This window comes from Nostoc mirabile CHAB5784 (assembly GCF_020829645.1).
GTDB lineage: Bacteria > Cyanobacteriota > Cyanobacteriia > Cyanobacteriales > Nostocaceae > Nostoc > Nostoc mirabile.
Genome location: NZ_JAIVFS010000013.1, coordinates 1 through 20,625, shown reverse-complemented (window position 1 = coordinate 20,625; position 20,625 = coordinate 1). Strand labels below are relative to the sequence as shown.

At 42.0% G+C, this 20,625-nt stretch carries 18 protein-coding genes and 1 pseudogene; 10 read left to right on the top strand and 9 right to left on the bottom strand.

Going from position 1 to position 20,625, the window contains the following annotated elements; translation table 11 throughout:
* Window positions 1-29: 29 nt before the first annotated feature.
* Both LC653_RS11310 and LC653_RS11305 read left to right on the top strand, forming a co-directional pair.
* Entirely contained in the window at window positions 30-1,172 is a 1,143-nt protein-coding gene (locus tag LC653_RS11310; protein ID WP_229494564.1) for an RRXRR domain-containing protein, read from the top strand.
* A 175-nt stretch (window positions 1,173-1,347) separates the two neighbouring features.
* On the top strand, window positions 1,348-1,656 hold the full coding sequence (locus LC653_RS11305; protein ID WP_229494563.1) for a hypothetical protein: 309 nt from the start codon (window positions 1,348-1,350) through the stop codon (window positions 1,654-1,656).
* Here LC653_RS11305 and LC653_RS46180 read toward each other — a convergent pair.
* A complete protein-coding gene (locus LC653_RS46180; RefSeq protein WP_267923016.1) occupies window positions 1,653-1,787 on the bottom strand; it encodes a hypothetical protein in 135 nt (44 codons plus the stop codon). The two genes, LC653_RS11305 and LC653_RS46180, sit on opposite strands and share 4 nt — an antisense overlap.
* 152 nt (window positions 1,788-1,939) lie before the next feature.
* On the bottom strand, window positions 1,940-2,329 hold the full coding sequence (locus tag LC653_RS11300) for a hypothetical protein (RefSeq protein WP_229487288.1): 390 nt from the start codon (window positions 2,327-2,329) through the stop codon (window positions 1,940-1,942).
* Window positions 2,330-2,820: 491 nt separating this feature from the next.
* Here LC653_RS11300 and LC653_RS11295 point away from each other — a divergent pair, with 491 nt between their 5' ends.
* Complete coding sequence (locus tag LC653_RS11295; protein WP_229494562.1) at window positions 2,821-4,725, top strand: chloride channel protein; 1,905 nt, start codon at window positions 2,821-2,823, stop codon at window positions 4,723-4,725.
* Between the two features lie 225 nt (window positions 4,726-4,950).
* On the opposite strand, the gene LC653_RS11290 is transcribed toward LC653_RS11295, so the two are convergent.
* Window positions 4,951-5,364 carry an AbrB family transcriptional regulator gene (locus LC653_RS11290; protein WP_229494561.1) on the bottom strand — a complete coding sequence of 138 codons (414 nt, stop codon included), beginning with the start codon at window positions 5,362-5,364 and terminating at the stop codon, window positions 4,951-4,953.
* Window positions 5,365-5,753: 389 nt separating this feature from the next.
* On the opposite strand from LC653_RS11290, the gene LC653_RS11285 reads away from it, so the two are divergent.
* The 3 genes from LC653_RS11285 (at window position 5,754) to pyrR (ending at window position 7,874) form a co-directional block, all read left to right on the top strand.
* Window positions 5,754-6,194: an Rrf2 family transcriptional regulator gene (locus tag LC653_RS11285; protein WP_229453699.1), complete on the top strand. Its 441-nt coding sequence runs from the start codon at window positions 5,754-5,756 to the stop codon at window positions 6,192-6,194.
* A gap of 72 nt (window positions 6,195-6,266) precedes the next feature.
* On the top strand, window positions 6,267-7,241 hold the full coding sequence (cbiB, locus tag LC653_RS11280) for an adenosylcobinamide-phosphate synthase CbiB (RefSeq protein ID WP_229494560.1): 975 nt from the start codon (window positions 6,267-6,269) through the stop codon (window positions 7,239-7,241).
* Window positions 7,242-7,337: 96 nt separating this feature from the next.
* On the top strand, window positions 7,338-7,874 hold the full coding sequence (pyrR, locus tag LC653_RS11275) for a bifunctional pyr operon transcriptional regulator/uracil phosphoribosyltransferase PyrR (protein ID WP_229494559.1): 537 nt from the start codon (window positions 7,338-7,340) through the stop codon (window positions 7,872-7,874).
* A gap of 296 nt (window positions 7,875-8,170) precedes the next feature.
* Here the strand turns inward: pyrR and LC653_RS11270 are convergent, their stop codons facing one another.
* The 4 genes and pseudogenes from LC653_RS11270 to LC653_RS11255 all read right to left on the bottom strand — a co-directional run.
* Window positions 8,171-8,554 carry a nuclear transport factor 2 family protein gene (locus LC653_RS11270; RefSeq protein ID WP_229494558.1) on the bottom strand — a complete coding sequence of 128 codons (384 nt, stop codon included), beginning with the start codon at window positions 8,552-8,554 and terminating at the stop codon, window positions 8,171-8,173.
* A 286-nt stretch (window positions 8,555-8,840) separates the two neighbouring features.
* Window positions 8,841-10,730, bottom strand: a complete 1,890-nt coding sequence (locus tag LC653_RS11265) for a hybrid sensor histidine kinase/response regulator (RefSeq protein ID WP_229494557.1) — start codon at window positions 10,728-10,730, stop codon at window positions 8,841-8,843.
* A 664-nt stretch (window positions 10,731-11,394) separates the two neighbouring features.
* Window positions 11,395-11,790, bottom strand: coding sequence for a PAS domain-containing protein (locus tag LC653_RS11260; RefSeq protein WP_229494556.1), 396 nt, complete (start codon window positions 11,788-11,790; stop codon window positions 11,395-11,397).
* A 98-nt stretch (window positions 11,791-11,888) separates the two neighbouring features.
* Window positions 11,889-12,323: pseudogene (locus tag LC653_RS11255) on the bottom strand (response regulator); the annotation flags it as partial.
* Between the two features lie 1,036 nt (window positions 12,324-13,359).
* Here LC653_RS11255 and LC653_RS11250 point away from each other — a divergent pair.
* Together LC653_RS11250 and LC653_RS11245 are read left to right on the top strand one after the other, a co-directional pair.
* A complete protein-coding gene (locus LC653_RS11250; protein WP_229494555.1) occupies window positions 13,360-14,625 on the top strand; it encodes a DUF4912 domain-containing protein in 1,266 nt (421 codons plus the stop codon).
* Window positions 14,626-14,709: 84 nt separating this feature from the next.
* Window positions 14,710-15,636: a phosphodiester glycosidase family protein gene (locus LC653_RS11245; protein ID WP_229494554.1), complete on the top strand. Its 927-nt coding sequence runs from the start codon at window positions 14,710-14,712 to the stop codon at window positions 15,634-15,636.
* 139 nt (window positions 15,637-15,775) lie between these two features.
* On the opposite strand, the gene LC653_RS11240 is transcribed toward LC653_RS11245, so the two are convergent.
* Both LC653_RS11240 and LC653_RS11235 read right to left on the bottom strand, forming a co-directional pair.
* Complete coding sequence (locus tag LC653_RS11240) at window positions 15,776-16,144, bottom strand: hypothetical protein (RefSeq protein ID WP_229494553.1); 369 nt, start codon at window positions 16,142-16,144, stop codon at window positions 15,776-15,778.
* 574 nt (window positions 16,145-16,718) lie between these two features.
* Window positions 16,719-18,056: an ABC transporter ATP-binding protein gene (locus LC653_RS11235; protein ID WP_308189075.1), complete on the bottom strand. Its 1,338-nt coding sequence runs from the start codon at window positions 18,054-18,056 to the stop codon at window positions 16,719-16,721.
* Window positions 18,057-18,259: 203 nt separating this feature from the next.
* Between LC653_RS11235 and LC653_RS11230 the strand changes: the two genes are divergently transcribed.
* Both LC653_RS11230 and LC653_RS11225 read left to right on the top strand, forming a co-directional pair.
* A complete protein-coding gene (locus LC653_RS11230; RefSeq protein ID WP_229494552.1) occupies window positions 18,260-19,516 on the top strand; it encodes an FAD-dependent oxidoreductase in 1,257 nt (418 codons plus the stop codon).
* A gap of 409 nt (window positions 19,517-19,925) precedes the next feature.
* On the top strand, window positions 19,926-20,606 hold the full coding sequence (locus LC653_RS11225) for a single-stranded DNA-binding protein (RefSeq protein ID WP_308189074.1): 681 nt from the start codon (window positions 19,926-19,928) through the stop codon (window positions 20,604-20,606).
* Window positions 20,607-20,625 lie beyond the last annotated feature (19 nt).

Genomic DNA, 20,625 nt, shown 5'->3' with positions numbered 1-20,625 from the left:
ACAAGTTAGCAATAATTTGGGTTATACCCATGAAACAAGTAACAAGAGTGCCAGTAATATCGCTCCTACGAAAACCACTTATGCCAACCACTCCAGCACGGGCGAGGAAGTGGATAAAATTGGGTAAAGCAGTAGGAAGACGAAATAAAGTTGGCGTTTTCTACGTCCAACTATTACACAAACCATCTGGACATAAGACACAAGAAATAGTAGTAGGAACAGATAGGGGTAAGGCATTCACTGGTATTGCTTTTCAGTCTAAGTTAGCAATAATCGCCTTATTTCATGTTTGTCTTCCTGGTTTTTATAAATCAAAGAAAAGCAGCAAGGATAGGCAATCTGTAACAGGCAAGATAGAGAAACGCGCAGAACTGCGACGTACTCGTAGAGGACAGCGTATTAATCGCAAAGTTGCTTTTAAGTTACGCAATCACCGAGAGAAAAGGTTTTCTAATCGCTGTCAAAATAAATTGCCTCCTAGCGTTAAAGCTAACAGGGAGATGGAGTTAAGGATATTAACAGAAATAGCTAAAATCTTACCTATTTCTGAAATTAGAGACGAATCATGTGGTGGCAATTCCAAGAGAAATGGGTTGGGTATATCTCCGGTAACAGTGGGTCAAGAATGGTTTAGACAGGAAGCATCCAAAATCGCCCCTGTTAAGGAAATAGATTCTTTAAACACAGGGAAATACCGTACTCGATTAGGTCTTACGAAGGACAAGAAAGACAAATCAAAGCAAACTCCAGAGACTCACGCCAATGACGCAATCGCGTTAGCTTCCACTGCATTTATTCAATATAAATCTTTCTATACTGCAAGAAATCACGGGCATCATTGGGTTGGCGAGTGTGCTGTAACCAAAGCGCCATTCATTGTGATTACTCGCCCTAAATTATTTAGGCGTAAATTACACCAAGAAAACTACTCAAAGGGTGGAATTTTAAAGCGACAAGGTGGAACGATAACACCATTCGGATTCCGGTCGGGTGATTATGTTCAAACTTCTCGTAAAGGTGAAGTAATACGCGGGTGGGTTGGCGGTTTTACCAATTCTGGCAAAACAAAAAATATTTCTATTTATGACCATAATTGGTCACGTATTGGTCAGTTTAATCCCAACAATATCAAGTTAATAAAACGGAGTTCAAGATTATGCGTAGTAGCCTAGATTATTGGCAAATTAGTTGCTATCCTCCGCCGTGTTTTCACGCGCGTGAAAAATCAGTTGGTGGATGCAACTAATTTGCCTCGCAATTCCTCCCGACACCAAATCAAAGATTATGGTGTGGGACTCCTTGCTGTTTTAGTTGATGACCAATGGTTGAACATTAGTCATCTCAGTCGTGACGGGAACCACTTCAGAGTTAACGGGAACCACTTCAGAGTTAACGGGAACCACTTCAGAGTTAACGGGAACCACTTCAGAGTTAACGGGAACCACTTCAGAGTTAACGGGAACCACTTCAGAGTTAACGGGAACCACTTCAGAGTTAACGGGAATCACTTCAGAGTTAACGGAAGATTTAGTCTTAATTGAGTCATGGCTAAACTTCCGAATACGTCTGAAACTGCAATTGCTATCACTTTTTTACGAGATTTTCTACATTGTTTGGCTAGATCGAGATCATCTGCTGTATCCCGCAAAAAATTAAGGAATCATCGCCACTTTAATCACCTGACGCGCTTTCATGTCATCAAACACCTGTTCTAAACCTTTTAACGATCGCAGTTTGGTCTTAGGCTGTTTGAGGTTATCGGTAAAGCGGTGTTTCCAGTATCTCATGCGATCGCTAGTTCAAGCGTCAAAGACATTTAAGCGAACATAATGTAAAACCGTGTCCTATTTGGGGTGAATAAGACACGGTTTCATAGAAGTATTTAGTTATAATATTGCAAAAATCAAAGTAATGTTTGATTTATACCAAAGTAATCCATTTACTGAGAGTTGTTTCCTGGTTTATTTACTTTCTCTGTTGTGGGAACCCCTTGGTGATCATCGTAGTTTGTCCTTTGTTGAGTCAAGGCGATCGCACTAAAGAAAATGGCACTTCCTACAGCCAAGGCCACCATAGGACGCTTCAGCAAGACAAAATCTCTAATAATCCTAGCTAAAGGTCGGCTTTGACGACGTAGCGACGAAGCAACCATTAATTGTCTCCAAGTAAACGGATCGCGGACATAATGACCGCTTTGACAAACTACTAGCCGTTCCTGGCAATAGGGACAGCAAAACAAGCCCATGCGCGTTTTAATTGGTTTGGGCGTAGCATTTCTTTGGCAAATTGGGCAAGTAACATAATGATTATCAAAGGTGTGTATATTCATTTACCTCGTCCGCCTAGTCCATTTACTCGCTCTATAACAATAGCTATACTGAATTCCGATCGATACTTAGCAGACTTCCAAGTATGGTCTGACATCAGCCATAAATCATACATATATTGTATTACTACCAAGGATGGCTCAATGGTCGCAACACGAGTATAGCTAGATTTAGGCAAGGATGACTCCAAGTTTTTGTTTGCGGGTGCGTCCACCCAGCCCACAAAAACTTTTTGTCCTAGAAAAAATAGCGTTGGCGCTCACTTGCACCACACTAGCCGTAGCTACGTCCAACCTAGGCATCGCTGACCCTTAAATAATAATTGTCTCCCATTTAACTATTCTCCCCACAAAATTTTGCACAATGACATTTTTTACTAAATCTTTGTAAATCAAGCAAATAAAGTCTACTTGTCTGGTTGCTAAATAATGGCTCACAATGATAAGTAACAGATAAAAATTTAAATTTTTTCTTACATTTACCCCGCCTCTCAATGACTCTCTTGCCTCTCACTCAACTGAGGAAGGTAACGGAACAACCTGCCTTTCCTACACCTTCCGCTCGTTTAGCCCACCTAATTAATCGTTTTCAACCATCCCCAGAAACCGTTGTCCTGTTTTTAGCCATGCTCATTGGCGGTGGTACGGGTATGGGTATAGTCACTTTTCACTATTTAATCCAGCTGATTCACCAGTTGATGCTGGAAAATTTAATGGGTCAAATTGGCGTCTGGGGTGCTTGGACTTTAGCCTGCGTTCCCACCCTTGGCGGATTAATCGTTGGCTTGATGCGCTGGCGCACTCAAGATTTTGGCCCTGAACTTTCATCTCTTATCGCCGCTTCTCAGGGAACAGAGATTAGGCGACCACTACGACCAGTTACGAAGATGCTGGCTGCATCTGTTTCTTTGGGGAGCGGTGCTTCTTTGGGCCCAGAGGGGCCGAGTGTAGAAATTGGCGCAAATTTTGGCATGTTGTTCTCTGAAATCCTTAATGTATCTCAAGAACGACAACGTTTGCTTTTAGCTGCTGGCGCTGCGGCTGGACTTGCGGCCGGATTTAATGCTCCTATCGCTGGAGTATTTTTTGCCCTAGAGGTGGTGATGGGAGCGACATCTTTCGCTACTTCTGGTGTAAGTGTGGTGCTGTTAGCGGCGGTGGTAGCAGCATTAATTGCCCAAATTGGTTTGGGGGCACAACCTGCTTTTGATTTACCTGTTTACCAAGTTCGCAGTCCCTTGGAATTACCCCTTTATCTTGGCTTAGGTTTAGGGGCTAGCCTAGTTTCTGTCACTTATACTCAATCAATTCGGGGAGCAAAAGCCTGCTTTGCTGGGAAAGTTCCAGGTTTTGCCTTTTTGGGACGAATTCCTGAGCCGATTCATCCAATTATTGGCGGTGTGATGATTGGCGCAGTTGCTTTGCACTTCCCGCAAATTCTGGGCGTCGGTTATGAAACTGTAGAAGCAATGCTTCAGGATGTGGAGTTTCCACTCTACTTGTTGGTGGTGCTGTTGGTAGTGAAGTTATTGATGACTGCAATTAGTGCCGGTAGTGGTTTCATCGGCGGATTGTTTGCACCAGCAATGTTTTTAGGTGCTTCTTTTGGATCAGCTTACGCCAAAATTTTGGCTGTAGCATTTCCGGCTATTTGCGATCAGATGGCGGCTCCCCCAGCTTACGCAATGGTAGGAATGGCAGCAGTACTGGCTGGTAGTGTTAGAGCGCCGTTAACGTCTATTTTAATGCTGTTTGAATTAACCCGTGACTATCGCATTGTTTTACCGTTGATGGCAGCTGTGGGTTTGAGTGTTTGGCTAGTGGAAAGAATTAAACCAACTTTTAACTCTAACTCTAACTTACAACAAATTGGTCTTTCTGAATTGAAAGATGAACAAGCGGAAATTGTGCAGCAAATTTTGGTAGAAGATGCCATGTATCCCTGCCCAAAAAAGTTATCTGCAACTCTTGGAGTGTTAGATGCAGCTGTGGAAATGATCCGCGATCGCGTCCGCAGTGCTTTAGTAATTGATGAAGCAGAGCAATTAATTGGTATACTTTCTTTGGAAGATATTAACCGTGCCCTTGCTCTTTGGCAAACTTACTCAAATTCGCCAACTGAAATTCCAGATAATTTATCCAGTCAAACTCTCATAGACATTTGTACTACTGAAATCCTTTATGCATGGCAAGATGAACTATTATCTGAGGCTTTAGACCGCATGAGTCTTCGAGGTTTGCATCAATTACCAGTGGTAGCACGAGACAAACCCGATCACATTTTGGGTTTACTAGAAAGAGAGCAAATTGCGTTAACCTGCAATTTAGCAGTTACGCGCAAAGCACTTCGCCACTATTTACCACTCTTACCGACCACAGATATAGTCATTAGTCATTAGTCATTGGTCATTGGTCATTGGTCATTGGTCATTAGTCATTAGTCATTAGTCATTAGTCATTGGTCATTGGTCATTAGTCATTGGTTATTAGTCATTAGTCATTGGTCATTGGTCATTGGTCATTAGTCATTGGTTTTTACAAAGGACAAATGACGATTGACTAATGACTATTTATAGTCATTGGTTTTCACAAAGGACAAATGACAATTGACTAATGACCATTTATTAAGCTGTAGCGTCTATGCCTTCATCATCTTCTTGATCTTCTGGGTCTACCTGTTTCAGACGAATGTGCTTTTTGCCTAAAGTGATCAGAAACTCATCTCCTGGTTTCAGATTCATCTGTTTTGTATAAGCTGAACCTATAAGTAAGTTACCATTCGATTGCACACTAATTCTATAGCTAGCACTACGTCCACCACGCCCATTAGCACTGGGTGTACTGTCCAACTGAATGCCTTCGGCATCAATTAGGGCATTTAAGAACTTCATCATATTGACGCGCTCTATACCATTTTTGGTAACGGTATAGTAGCCGCACTTTTTGGCTTTGTCTTCTTTGCTCTCGCTCTCTAGCTCTTTGACTTTTTTGAGCAGTTCTTCACCAAGCAGGGGTTCAATTTTTTTCTGTTTAGGCATCAACTTAGGTCGAAAATGAATGTTTGAAGTGTTGGAATCGATTTTATTTTAGCTGACGTTGAGCTAATAGGAACATAATCCTTTAGTTTTTATCTCAACCTAGCCAAGTATATTACACTCAGATGCACAATTGTTATCCGATTACCAATATTCCCAACACAATCTATTTTAGAGAATGCTGGCAATGCTGATAACTATATATATAGATATAGTTAGTGAATCACTGCTAGACTATATACAAGTTTGAAGTTTTCTAAACTAATGCTCAAAAATTTGTCTAGTTGCTGAGGATGATAACTGAGTCACGCAATGATAAGCAAAACTGATCCTTAGTCATTGGTCATTTACAAATGACTTGTGACTAAGGACAAACAACAAAGCTTGCCAAAATGAAACTAACTACCAGAGGACACTATAGTGTGAAGGCGTTGCTAGATTTGAGTTTACAGCCAAAATATGGCCCTGTATCTGCCAGAGCGATCGCTAAACGCCAAGATATCCCAGCTCCTTACCTCGAAAAACTACTAATAGAAATGCGTCGTGCGTCAATAGTTAAATCAATTCGTGGTAGCATCGGCGGATACCAATTGGCAAGAGAGCCTGCACAAATATCTATAGGACAAATTTTAGAAGCTGTTGGCGAGACTAGCCATTTACCCCATCACACCCCAGCACCTGCACAAGCTGAAGATTGGGTAACATTTAGCCTATGGCAGAGACTCAACCAAAAGCTCAAAGAAGCTTTGTACAGTATTACTTTGGCAGACCTTTATTATGATGCTCGTAGCTGGCAAGCTGCCCTTGGGGAAGAAGCTAGTTTTGTGGTTTAGTCAAAAGCGGAGCCGGAGACGTTTCCGTTGCTCCAGTCAATAGTCCAAATATTGACCTTTGACTCGTAACTTATGATCAATAGCATCTATATCTTAATTATTGCTGCACTTTTAGATTACTTAATTGGCGATCCTTGGAATTGGCCTCATCCAGTGCAAGTTATGGGGTGGGTAATTTCTCATCTGACCAAATTTTCTCTTCAATTGTGTCAAAATTCTCTAACGCAACGCCTAGCTGGAATTTTACTAGGTATTATCCTCATAATTGGTAGTGGACTTGTTGGCTTTTTGATTATTCAAAGTGCCAAATTAGTTCATCCGTTGTTGGGAATTGCAATAGATAGCATTCTTTTGGCTAGTTGTTTTGCTGGCAGAAGTTTACGAGCCGCAGCGGTGGCTGTTTTAGAACCTTTAACAGCAGGAGATTTGGAAAAAGCTCGGAAGATTTTAAGTAATTACGTTGGTCGAGATACCCAAAACCTCTCACAAGCAGAAATTTCACGAGCCGTTTTAGAAACGGTTGCAGAAAATGCCACTGATGGGGTGATGGCTCCGCTTTTTTATGCAATTGTTGGTGTCTTTGTGCCAGTTGTGGGGCCAACTCCTTTGGCTTTAGCATATAAAGCCAGCAGTACCCTTGATTCAATGGTGGGCTATCGAGAAGCACCCTATACTTATTTGGGATGGTTCTGTGCGCGGTTGGAAGATTGTTTGACTTGGCTACCTTGTCGGTTAACAGTCGTGACTCTGGCGCTGTTATCGGGTAAACCGATGCATGTTTGGCAAATTTGTCGTCGGGATGCGATTAACGATCCTAGTCCCAATTCTGGCTGGAGTGAGTGCGCCTATGCTGCTTTTTTGGGTGTGCAGATGGGGGGTACAAATTGGTATCGCGGGGTAGCTAAGTACAAACCACTGCTAGGAGATGCTATTTATCCCATTACTGCAACTTCTATTCAGAATGCTTTGCAGTTGACCCGATATTGTTTTTTGGTATGGTTAGGGATAGCGATCGCAATATTCTTAATACTCCCAAACAGGGAGTAGGGAATGGTGATTAGGATTCTCATATTCCCCACTCCCCACTCCCCACTCCCCAAATCTCTAATATGATTCATCACTCAGGGGTATCATTCTATAGCTATGTCTGCCAAAGTAGTTGAAATTCTCTCATCCGAAGAAATCCGTCGTACCTTAACTCGCCTTGCCTCTCAAATTGTGGAAAGGACGCGCGATTTGTCTCAACTGGTGCTTCTTGGTATTTATACCAGAGGTGCGTTATTAGCCGAATTGTTGGCGCGTCAGATTGAGACGCTCGAAGGTGTAGCCGTGTCAGTCGGCGCTTTGGACATTACATTTTATCGAGATGACCTCGACAAAATTGGATTGCGGACTCCAGCGAAAAGCGAAATTCCTTTTGACCTTACAGGGAAAACGGTTGTACTGGTGGATGATGTGATTTTCAAAGGACGGACGATTCGCGCTGCTTTGAACGCAGTCAACGACTACGGTAGACCAGAGGTGATTCGTTTAGCTGTATTGGTAGATAGGGGCCATCGAGAATTACCAATCCACCCAGATTTTATTGGCAAAAAGTTACCTACTGCTAAAGAAGAAATTGTCAAAGTTTACTTACAAAATTGCGATGGACGAGATGCAGTGGAGTTAATTAGTCATTAGTCATTAGTCATTAGTCATTTGGAGGCAGAACTATAGGGCTTTTGGTTTGGGTTGCCAGTTCTGAACACGAAGTTTCGAGTTCTCTGCTCAAAAACTTAGGAATGTGAATTAAATAACATCCAAATATGGTTTTCAGCCTCACCCCGCCTTTGACGAAAGTCAAAGTCTCTCCTCTCCCAACTCACAAAGAGGGGTTGGGGGCGAGGTTTTGTACTTTATTAAATCCGCGTTCTTCAGTGGTTTCAAGATTTGATTAGTCATTAGGTATTGAGCATTGGGCATTGATTAATAGCTAATCACCGCAAAATTGGGCTACCGTGATGATGAACTAAATACCACTTACCGCCGAGAAATTGAAATACATTTGTAGCTGTTGATTGTGCTTCTAGTCTTCTGCCACCTACTACTTGGAACACATTTTCTCTCAGCACAACATAGGCAATATTATCAGTTATTTCTGTAGAAATTATATCTGTGTTTATTTCGATATAAGCAGTATTTTTAAATATCTGCTCCCAAGAGGTGCGAATCTCCTTCCAACCTCGCAATATATTACTTCCAGGATGAATACAAAAACTACCAGTTCCTTGTGACCATACTGCACTCATTGTCTCAATATCTTTTCTTTCAAAAGCTCGGTAAAAAGCTGCATTAGCCGCTAAGACTTCATCCTTAGTCATGGGGAATTAAATAGTTAAGAGTTAGGAGTTAGGAGTTATATCATGCCCGCTTGATTACTTATTAAACTCGAAGAACCCCACCCCGCCAAAGCTATGCTTTGTCTCCCCTCCCCGCTAGCGGGGAGGGGATTAAGGGGTGGGGTGCAATGACTGTGGGAATCGCAACTAATTATGCTGACTTTATATTATTAAATTATAACTCTCAAGTTTGACAAATAAATTAGTAATTCCCAATGCCCAATTCCCAATGCCCAATGCCCAATGCCCAATGCCCAATGCCCAACTCCTAATTATTTTTAACTGTGCTAATAGTTTGCAATAATTGACTAGCTGTATAAGGTTTGGATAAAAAGGCTTTGATACCCATGTCATAAGCTGTATTAACTTTATCCTGCGAAGCCAGTCCACTGACAGCAATGATTTTGACATCTGGGTTAATTTTTCGGAGGGTGCGGATAGTAGTTATTCCATCCATTGACGGCATTACCATATCAGTTAATACAAGAGATATTTCATCTCGATGTTCTGCATATAAGGCTATTGCTTCAATGCCATCACTAGCTGTAATTGCTTTGTAGTTATGGCTTTCTAGAGATGTTTTTGTCACATCTCGAATGGCAGCTTCGTCATCTACTACTAAAATTAATTCTCCTTGTCCTGAAGGTAATCCCTGTTCTGGTTCTTCTATAGTTTCCACCGCCTCTTGTGCTGGCAAATACACCTTAAATTGGCTGCCTTTTCCCTGAACGCTTACTACGTCGATAAAACCGCCGTGGCTTTTAATAATGCCAAGTACTGTAGAAAGTCCAAGACCAGTACCTTTACCGAGTTCTTTAGTAGTAAAAAATGGCTCAAATATCCGATCTAATATTTCTGTTTGAATACCAATTCCGCCATCACTAACAGTAATAACAATGTGGTAACCAACTTTAGCGTCAATATGCATCTTGGCGTAATTTTCGTCAATTAAGAGATTTTCCGCCAATATTTTTAAAGTTCCCCCATTTGGCATAGCGTCACGAGCATTGACACACAAATTCATCAGTACTTGATGCAATTGGGTAGCATCGCCGTATACAGGCCAAAGATTTTGCGAAATTTGAGTGGAAACTTCAATGGATTTGGGAAAAGTTTCTTTAATAATTTGCTGAATTTCTACTATTAAATGCTTTAATTGCAATATTGTGCGATCGCCCTCAATTCCGCGAGTAAAAGATAAGACTTGCTTAACTAAAGTAGCCCCACGTTTAGCGTTTGTAATCAATATTTGCAACAGTCGCCGAGAACGCTCATCATCGACTTGTGCCTCAAATAGTTGGGCTGTCATCAGAATCGGGGCAAGAATATTATTCAGGTCATGGGCGATACCACTGGCTAAGGTGCCAATACTTTCCAATCGCTGGGCGCGGAGAAATTGCGCTTCCAGTTGTTTTTTTTGTGTGATGTCCGTGTTAACAATGAGAATAGATTGTGCTTTATTACCGAATTCATGCACCAGTGTCCAACGACTTTCAACAATAATTTCTTTACCTGATTTTGTTTTTTGATGTAACTCACCCTGCCAAGAACCATGTTTCATCATAATATTGAGTGCTTTTTCAACTTGAGACACATGCTTTTCATGCCAGAGAAATCGTGTCTTTTTATTGATAGCTTCTTCTTTTTTCCAACTGTACAGGCTCTCGGCAGCTTTGTTCCAAAATAAAATTTTCTCGTCTAAATCACAGACAAAAATTGCATCGGTGGCAACATCTAGTAAAGCGGCTTGTTCGCGGATTTTGTGTTCTGTTTGTTTGCGCTCAATGGCATAACGAATAGAACGCTCTAACAAAGGTGCAGTCAACTGGCTTTTTTCGAGATAATCTGCGGCTCCGGCTTTTATTGCTTCGATATCTATTTCCCAGTCGCCTTGGCCAGTCAGCAAAATTATCGGAGAACAACAGCCGTTGGCAATTGCTTCGCGCAAAAGTTCCAGTCCACTCTCTGGCCCCAAACGGTAGTCTACAAGATAAATGTCATGTTGGTCACAAGCGATCGCATTCCTTGCTGCTTCATAATTATTTACCCACTCCAACTCGCAGTTTACTACCTGAAATTCACTGAACCAATAACGAGTCAAAATATAGTCGTCTTCGTCATCATCAATGAACAGAACTTTGATAGGGCTGTTGTCCATGTTTTTCTCCCACTGCTTCTAGTGGCAGTTTCACAATTTCAAACCAGTATTTAACTAGAGTCTTCATGACCTCAACTAATGAAGCAATTTGTTTCTCGACCCTTCACTCTGCATCGTCTCCTTTGTATTAGTATGAATCAAGTTATTAACTTGGCACACATGACAACTCTTACATTGACATAAATAATCAAATATGCAATTTATATGTTGATCTGTGAAAGCTCATTTTTTCGTTAATATTTAACACCAAGCGGCATGTTTTAGTCGCCAATAACCTGAAATAATCCAATCTCATTAATACTTAACATAATGGCTGATTTGTACAATGCATCAGTCCGAAAAATTACAGGGCACAGTTGTACAATTAAGCTAATTTTGGAGTCTAGTACCGCAAGACGGAAGTCAAAAATTAAAAGTCAAAAGAATTGTATTTTAAGCTTTTGCACCATTTGAAATGGTATCTTTATTTACACCGTGCTGTACTAGGATTATCCTTCTCCAAGAATAAAAATCAAGAATGGGAATCAATACTGCTCGGTTAAGAATATTTATAGGTTGGGTTGGGGCAATGTGTTACCCAACAAACCCCGCTCTTAGGTTGGGTTTCGTTCCTTAACCCAACCTACGCATTTTTCTTTTTTAGGCAAAACCTACGCAGTATTGGTTAGCATGAACTTCTAGCGTCTCCTTTACTTGCTTGCTTGCGCTTGGTGATGTCCATGTATAACCCAGACATTTGCACAGCCATCCTAGCATCCCCAAAGACAACTCCTTTGCTTGCTAAAAAACGAATTCTCTCATCAGGTAAAATAACTCGAAATTCGATGTCATATTTGACTCGATCCTGAATAGCTTGCTGATGCGCTCGCCTGACGAAATCGCGCTTGTCGGGATGAATACAGCAGATAAAAGCTTTATATGTGTAGTTGAAAGTCCCTTTCTCTAAGCCAAAAAGCGCTTCCAGATTATCTGAACAAGTAATTTTGTTCGTCAGCAGATCCCAGTTCCAGATGCCCATGCCCGCAGCATCTAAGGGACTTCCAAATAAAAAAATACCCAAAAAACTGGCGAAAAAACTCTCTCCTCCTTATTCCTCTGTGTTCTCTGTGTCTGGAGTGGTTCGTTTATTTGAGTAATTTATTTCTTGGAAGTCCCTAATGCTATCCTGAGTTGGGTTTCCCGCAATTGTGCTTGTGCAGTTTGCTGTCGTAATTCTTGCATAGCCCGATAAGCTTCCAGAATCCGGCGCAATCTTTGACGTAATATTGGCCATTGAATCGGCTTGGTAATAAAATCAGCTGCACCCACAGCAAAAGCTTTTTCTACGGATTCCTGATCAGAAAAATCCGTAATCATTAACACTGGTGTCTCTTTGGCATCGGGGAGTGCTTCCAGTTGAACACAGCAACTAAACCCATCCATAACTGGCATCATGGCATCCAACAGTACTATATCTGGGTGGAGGCGAGTATAGATAGTGATCGCCTCTAACCCATTACTCGCTTCTACCACCTGATACCCTGCTTCTGTCAATTGCTCACACAAATGCGATCGCATTAAATCGTCGTCTACAACTAGAATCAGGTTATTCATTTGTCCCTTGTTCTTTCTGATTAAGTAATGACTGTGCCAATTTTAAATATTTGATTTTGGATTGCAGAAAAATTTCAACCCTACAATCTAATTAATTAGTTTTATGGGCAGAGAATTAATTTGTAGAGAAACATAAAAAATATTATTGTTCCTAGCCCCAGAAATACAGAGGCGGCTTATATGTAAAGTATTATACATTCATGAGTTTGTGCTGGGAGCGATCGCTATGATTCAGATTGCTGGGATGATGTTCACTGAATCATAGCGATCGCGCTTTTTGCTTGTATGCAATACACTCCGACTTCTCTCTTTTTAGCAGAGAAAATTAACAATTCACGCATTCACGCATTCACGCATTCAAACATTTTAGACATTTTCAGACGAACGCGAATGCGTCTCTAAGAGTTGAGAAGTGCCAAGCGATAGGTTAAGAGCGTTGTGGCAACTACGTTCGATTTAAACCCCGACTGAAAATGATCGGAGGCGGAGTGGCTCCGACTCCGCACTACGTGTAATGGTTGGGGTCTTAAACCCTTTGATTGACGATAAAATCTTACTCCCCTTCCCTTGCAGGGAAGGGGCTGGGGGTTAGGTCTGTATTGGACTCAACCCAGAAGCCCTATAGTGGTGGGTTCAATGCTCAAAACACAATGTCATAAAAAATTGACATTATTACCTTTGCTCAACATGTAACTAACTACCAATGTTATGAAATCATGACATTCCGATCCCAGAAGGGCTTGTAAATTCGTGAAACAGGCAAAAAACCTAGTTATTACCCCTTGATCCCTAGATATGCTTAGTGGTTAATATTGACTTAACAAATCGAACTACTCCGATCCCAAAGAAATGCTAATTTTGGCATAACTAAGGAATTGATTGGAAGTGACCCCAATTTAAAAACAGATTAAAAACTTAAAAACTGGGCAAAACCAGGAGTCAGGATAAGAAATTCATCTGGAGTGGATGACATTTTACATAGCATTCTTTAACCAGGGGAAATCATTTACCGCTTAAACTACTGGAGGCCAAATTAATGGCAAAAGAACGCCCGCCACTAGAGGAGATGACTTTACGCCAACTACGCAAAGTTGCTAGCGAATATAGCATCTCTCGCTATAGCCGAATGCGTAAATCACAATTGCTGGCATCAATTCAAGAAGTCCAGCGCAGTAAAAATTTACTTAGTCCATCTCGTTCATTGGAGGCACAGGAAACCGTGGAAGCTGCAAAGTTTGAATTAGGTCAGGAAGATCGGACTGGTGGATCTTTAGCTGATGTTGATGAAGGACTCGCAGATTTGCCCTCTGGCTATGGTGAAAGCCGGATTGTACTCTTACCACGCGATCCTCAATGGGCTTACACTTACTGGGATATTCCCAATGAACATAAAGAGGAACTGCGCCGACAAGGGGGACAACAACTTGCACTACGGATTTATGATGTCACCGACATCAATATCGAATACCAAAGCCCCCATAGCATTCAAGAATATCCTGCTGATGAACTAGCTAGAGAATGGTATCTACCAGTTCCAGTTAGCGATCGCGATTATGTGATCGATATCGGCTATCGTGCTGCTGATGGTCGCTGGTTGGTACTGGCTCGTTCTGCTAGAGTACACATTCCTCCCGTTTATCCTTCTGACTGGATTGAGGATGTCTTCATCACTGTTAACTTTGAAGAAGATTTACGTGGTAAGACTCAGTACGAACTCGTACCCCCTGCCAAAAAGATTGCAGCTACCGCCAATGGTAATGCTGCTGTTGTCAATGGTAACGGCAACCCCATCTACGACCAAATCTTTGGTTTAGCCGAATCTGCCGAAGCACTACGGGTTGCTGGTTCTATCTTCGGTTCCCAGCACCAAGTACCAGGTTCAGCGCGTACTGAACAAGCTATTAGCTCCTACATTTTCCCATCTGGTGTGGGTATGTGGGCAGTTCCTACCGTGTCAGGCTTAACCGCTTCCGGTGCAGGAATGTCAGGTGTTGGCTTCTCAGCTTCCGCCGTACCAGTGCGTCCGCGCCAGTTCTGGTTAATTGCCGATGCTGAATTGATAGTCTACGGTGCAACCGAACCCGATGCTACCGTAACCATTGGTGGCCGTCCAATTCAGCTAAATCCAGATGGAACATTCCGCTTCCAGATGTCCTTCCAGGATGGTTTAATTGACTATCCAATTTTGGCTGTAGCTGCTGATGGTGAGCAAACCCGGTCAATTCAGATGAAATTTAACCGTGAGACACCATCCCGAAATACCAACACCAAAGAAGAAGCTGTTTTAGAATGGTTCTCTTAAGGTTTGGTTCTGAGATAAACTCCAGACTGAAATTTTAAATTATTCCCCGCTATAGTAATTCTGTAGCGGTTTTTTTGCATTATCATGTATACAAAAAAATTATTGTTGTTATTTATCTTGATAATTGGTGCAACCTTATTATCAGGTTGTCAAGAGATTGAAGCAAATTCAGTCCCAAAAGCATCTAAAACTTGCGCTGGCAAAGATGCTAAGTTCAGCATTGATTTTTTTAAAACCAATAATCAAGGTAAAAGAAATCAAAAAGCTATTAACAATGTGATTATTTTTAATCCCAAATCAGCAGAATTAGATTTCAAAGTTAATGTGGGTCTATCTCATAAACTCTACGCCAAAGATGCTAGAGGAAAACTGCGTAAAGAATATGTACCAAAACAGTTTCGTGAACTCATCGGCGATGAGAATGCCAAATTAAATGGACAGCTACCCATTGCTGCAATTAATGCCGACTATATAGGTACTGATGATAAACCACAAGGCTTAAATGTTTCTCGTGGTATCGAGTATTCGGGAGCATTTAAAACTAAGCGTTCTTCCTTTGGGATATCAGGAGGTACACCCAACCAGCGACAGGCTACTATCCAAGCTGGTAGAAGAAAAAGTGATATTCTCAATTACAATTTAGTGGGTGGTAATGGCAGATTCTATCGTCAGGGTAAATTTAAAGATATTTGTCAAGATTTAGGAGAATTTGCTTGTAAAAATGCTAAAAATCGCTCTATGGCAGCTATCACTAATCAAGGCTATGTAATCTTATTAGTTAATGACTTGAAAGCTAATTCAGATATTGAATTATCTCAACTTAATCAAGAGTTACTGCCAGATATGTTTGATAATGTCCTAGAAGGTATTGCTAGCAATAACTGTTTAGGTAAGATTCAAGAAGCGATATTATTTGATGGCGGTATGTCTCCAGGATTGTATTATAACCAGAAAACTTATGTAGAAAACCTTGGGCCGATAGGTTCAGTTTTTTTGATTTATAAAAAATAAACTAGTTGATGACTAGTAGACTTTGGGGAAAGTTTGCCTACCTTTAACAAGGAAATTTTGCCCCTTGTTGTTTGGTTAATTGACATCGTAGCTGGATTTACGCAGTGCTGTACTAGATTTACTTCCATATAACTCAATTTTAGAATACTGACTCTTTAACTTTGTGCGAATTCTCAAGCTTGTTTGGATTCACCCAACGATTGACAAATTCGTGATTATGTTTGTACACTTTGATTTGCACTTGTTTGGAACTTAACTTGACTACTTCGGCGGGAATTCTTTGAACTTCGCTAGAATCTGCGCGAGGACTGTAAAGCCAAATGACTTTTTGCCCTACTTGAAAGTAGTCAGGCTTACTAGTTAAAGAAGGCGGTTTTTCTGCCCAAGAGGGGAAAGCAATTGCTAAGTTGATCAAAAGTACTAACACCACTAGAGTGATTTGGAAAAGTTTCATGATCATTGCACTTGTCTTGGGTCTGGTGGGGTAATCAATCTGCTGATCTAGCATTTAATTATTATTCTCCTCCTTTGTTTTCTCAAAGTTGAAAGGTAAGTACATTAAAAGTTCTTTGGGCAATTTAGTTACCATTAGTTTGCTCTTTAAATTCTGGTAATACACTTACATTTGATAGCACTAGAGATTTGTAAAGTTAATTGCTCACAGGACTTACGCAAACAATGGCCAAAAACTTGATTTTCTTCTTAGGGCAATTCATGTAGACGCATACTCCTAGGTCGAAGCAAGCTACGCCTAAGCGTCCTGCAGGGAACGTAGAGAAGCGGCTTAAGGCAGGGTATTGCCCCTACCGCGTATAGTTTTGGGTAGCCCTGACTCAGCCAAAGGTTTGTATTAATCGCAAGCCAAGTTTATATTTGTTCAAAGTACAAATCTCTACTGATTTCAGGATAAAGCGGCTTATGCAATAAAAGCAAATAGTCTTATTTGTTAAAAGGATAAATTTAATTTATTATAAAAGTTATGATGCTCTGCGTTGAGATCACAATCTCGATCTCAAGCGATCGCACCATCCGGTCAGACCAGAAAAGCTGGTATATTGGTATCCCATAACCCCGCTCCCACTCTACAAGGGAAATATTGCTAGCTCAGTTTCCGAGTCAAAAAAGTGAATTTTCTCTGTAGTCAGAGATAGCCATAGTTGCTCCCCAACTTGTACAAATCGGTCTGGTGGTATTCGCACTTGTAAGTAATTGGTAGTGGCTCCTTGAGATCCAGGTTCCGCAATCTTAACAGCGAGAAAGGAATCGTTGCCGAGATTCTCTACCAAATCTACTTGCACTGGTAAATTTTTGGTAGCAGGCATACTCAAGTTTAAGTGTTCTGGGCGAATGCCTAAAATTAGAGTTTTCCGATCATATTTTTGTAAAGCTCTTCCCCAAACTTCTGGGAGGGTGAAACGAAACTGGGAATGAGTAATCAACTGTGGGGCATGAAATTCTACAGGAATAAAATTCATCGGTGGTGAACCAATGAACTCTGCTACAAAAAGATTGGCAGGGCGATTGTAAAGTTCTAAGGGAGAAGCAACTTGCTGAATTTTACCCTCAGACATAATCGCAATGCGATCGCCCATTGTCATCGCTTCTGTTTGATCGTGGGTAACGTAAATTGTCGTTGTCCCCAATTGGCGCTGCAATTTGACAATTTGAGCGCGGGTTTGTGCCCGCAGTTTGGCATCTAAGTTAGAAAGCGGCTCATCCATTAAGAATACTTGGGGATCACGCGCGATCGCTCTCCCCAATGCAACCCGTTGTCTTTGTCCCCCAGATAGCTGTTTAGGTAAGCGATTCAGCAATGTTTCGATTTGCAACAGTTGGGCAACACTACGCACCTGTTCATCCACCGCGCGTTCTTTGTCGGAAATGTAGCGCAGTCCTTTAGGTAACTTTCTTGTCGCACCCACAAAAAGATTTTCTGCCCAGGTGGGGAGTGGGGAATGGGTAGAGACGCGATTAATCGCGTCTCTACTGAGTGGGGAATGCTGATTTTCCCTATTCCCCGATTGTCTGCGCCGCAGCCCAAAGGCGATGTTGTCATACACCGTCATGTGGGGATAGAGGGCGTAATTTTGAAATACCATTGCGATATCGCGTTCTTTGGGTGGTAGGTCATTGATCAAGCGATCGCCTATCCAGATATTACCGCCAGTCATCACTTCCAAACCAGCGATTAAGCGTAGCAGAGTGCTTTTACCACAGCCGGAAGGGCCCACCAGCACCATAAACTCGCCATCTGCGATCGTCAGGTTAATCCGCCGCAAGACGTTAACACTTCCCGCCCGTTCTTGCGCTGCATCAGTTTTCTCCCCAGACGTGAGGGGAGATTGAGTTTGTGAGGTTACACCTTCCCCTTTATGTGAGGAAAAACTTTTATAAACGTTTTCTAAAATAACTTGGGACACAACTAATTATTGTCATTGGGGATTGGGCATTGGGCATAGGGCATTGGGCATTGGATTTGGACTAATGACTAATGACTAATGACCAATGACAGTTTAGCGCCCATCATAATACACGTTCTATGTAAATACGAAAAGTTAAAAAAACAGCTTCCACTATCAAAAGCAAACTATCCTGAATTTTAGGGCTATCAAGAGGTGTTGTTATGACTACCGATGTACCTAAAAATCTTTCCCAAGAACCAAGCATTAACGCTGTCCATGACATTGTAGACGGACAAACCACAGATTGTTGCATTGTGGGTGGGGGGCCGGCAGGAGCAGTTTTAGCGCTGTTGTTAGCGCGTCAAGGCATTTCTGTGATGCTGCTGGAAGCACACAAAGACTTTGACCGCGATTTTCGCGGCGATACGATTCATCCGTCGGTGATGGAAATTATGGAAGAATTGGGACTTAGCGATCGCTTGCTAAAACTCCCCCATGCGAAAATGCGCCAAATTAGGTTTAAAACTCCTCAAGATACTGTCACATTGGCAGATTTTAGTCATCTGAAAACCCATTACCCCTACATTACGATGCTTCCCCAGGTAAAATTCCTGGAGTTTATCACCCAAGAAGCACAAAAATATCCTAATTTCCATCTGGTAATGGGTGCGAATGTGCAGGAATTAATGACGGAAAATGGCGTAATTCAAGGTGTCCGCTATCGGGGAGGCGGTGGTTGGCATGAAATCCGGGCAATAGTGACAGTTGGTGCAGACGGTCGCCACTCACGTTTACGCCACCTGGGTGAGTTTGAATCAATCGAAACCTCGCCACCAATGGATGTCCTCTGGTTCCGCCTACCGCGTCAGCCAGAAGACCCTGAAGGGGGAATGGGGCGCTTTGGTCAAGGTAAAATCATTGCCATGCTTGACCGTGGTGATGAGTGGCAAGTTGCCTATGTTATTTCTAAAGGAGGCTATCAACAACTACGGGCTGCGGGTTTGGAGGAATTAAAAAAATCTGTTGTCGAAGTAGTGCCAGAATTCCAGCAACGCATCCAAAATTTAGATGATTGGTCACAAATAGCTTTTCTCTCGGTCGAGTCCAGCCGCGTCAAACGCTGGTATCGTCCAGGTTTGTTACTCATTGGTGATGCTGCCCATATAATGTCCCCCGTCGGTGGAGTTGGCATTAATTATGCAATTCAAGATGCTGTAGTCGCGGCGAATGTACTCAGCAAACCGCTCAAAAACGGACAAGTACAACTTAGCGATCTAGCAAAAGTACAGCGTCAACGCGAGTTACCCACACGCATCATTCAGGCGTTTCAAACTTTTATCCAAAAGCGGGTATTTGCCCCGGTTCTCACCTCAAATCGCACCTTTGTACCACCTGCGTTTTTGCGCTTACCCATCTTGGGCGACCTTCCAGCCAGGTTGATTGCCTTGGGTGTTTTTCCAGTTCACGTCAAGAGTTAATTTTTGCCAATAATTTTTTCTATTTAATCAATGAGTGGTACAATTATACTACTCCAGACAGAATTCAATGCTCATTTAGTCAAGCGAGGGTGGCGGGCGGCATATTTAATGCTGTTCAAAGCGATCGCTTGGCTTTTATGCTAGAAAGGACTCAAAAGAATTCAGCACACAGGAGTCAGAAGTCAGAATTGATAAGGAGTTTAGTATGATTGGTATATTGATTCATCAAGTGTTCTCCTGACTCCTGAATTCAGAAGGACTGAATTCTGATCTAAGAGTAGATTTAGAAAATTTGTTCAAACATTATTAAAAAATGCAAAAGATTAAACCTATCTAGATATTAATTGGCACTACATAGAAAAACCTTCTCTTTTTTAATCAGTACTTTTTGCAGTCAGGAGTAATTTTAATGAACAGCTGCGTTTTGATGGCGGAAATTATCAACGAGCCGCAACTCCGCTATACAGCCGATAATCTGGGAGTCACGGAAATGCTGGTGCAGTTTCCCAATTCCCAGAAACCAGAAGATCCGCCAGCTACCCTGAAAGTTGTCGGGTGGGGGAATTTAGCGACGGAAATTCAGCAAAACTACCACCAAGGCGATCGCGTCATCCTGGTAGGACGTTTAAGCATGAATACTGTTGAACGTCAAGAAGGTTTTAAAGAAAAACGCGCTGAATTGACGGTGCAACAAATTCAACCTGTTGGAGGTAGTTTTAATACCGATCCATTGCCCTCAGCAACCGTAACTCCATCATTCACTGAAACTGCTTCCCGACAACCATCTTCAGCATCTCGTCCTCCACAGAAAGACGTTCCCAGTTACGAGTCACCACGTCCAGCGCCTACCCCAGCGACAAATCCTGTTGGCGTTGCTCCCCAGGCGAAAACTTACGAACCCGTACCCCAACCTACAAATTATGAGCGAACCACTTATCCAGCAGTGAAAGCGGAAGAACCAGATCCAGATGATATTCCGTTCGTGCGCTCCGTTGATTCCAAAACTGTGAAAGCAGGCTTGTTAGATTTCTACGAAATCGAAAGCCAATGCCCGCAGGTAGGAATCAGCCATAACTTCAAGTTTATTTAGCTTGAGTTTGGCTAACTTG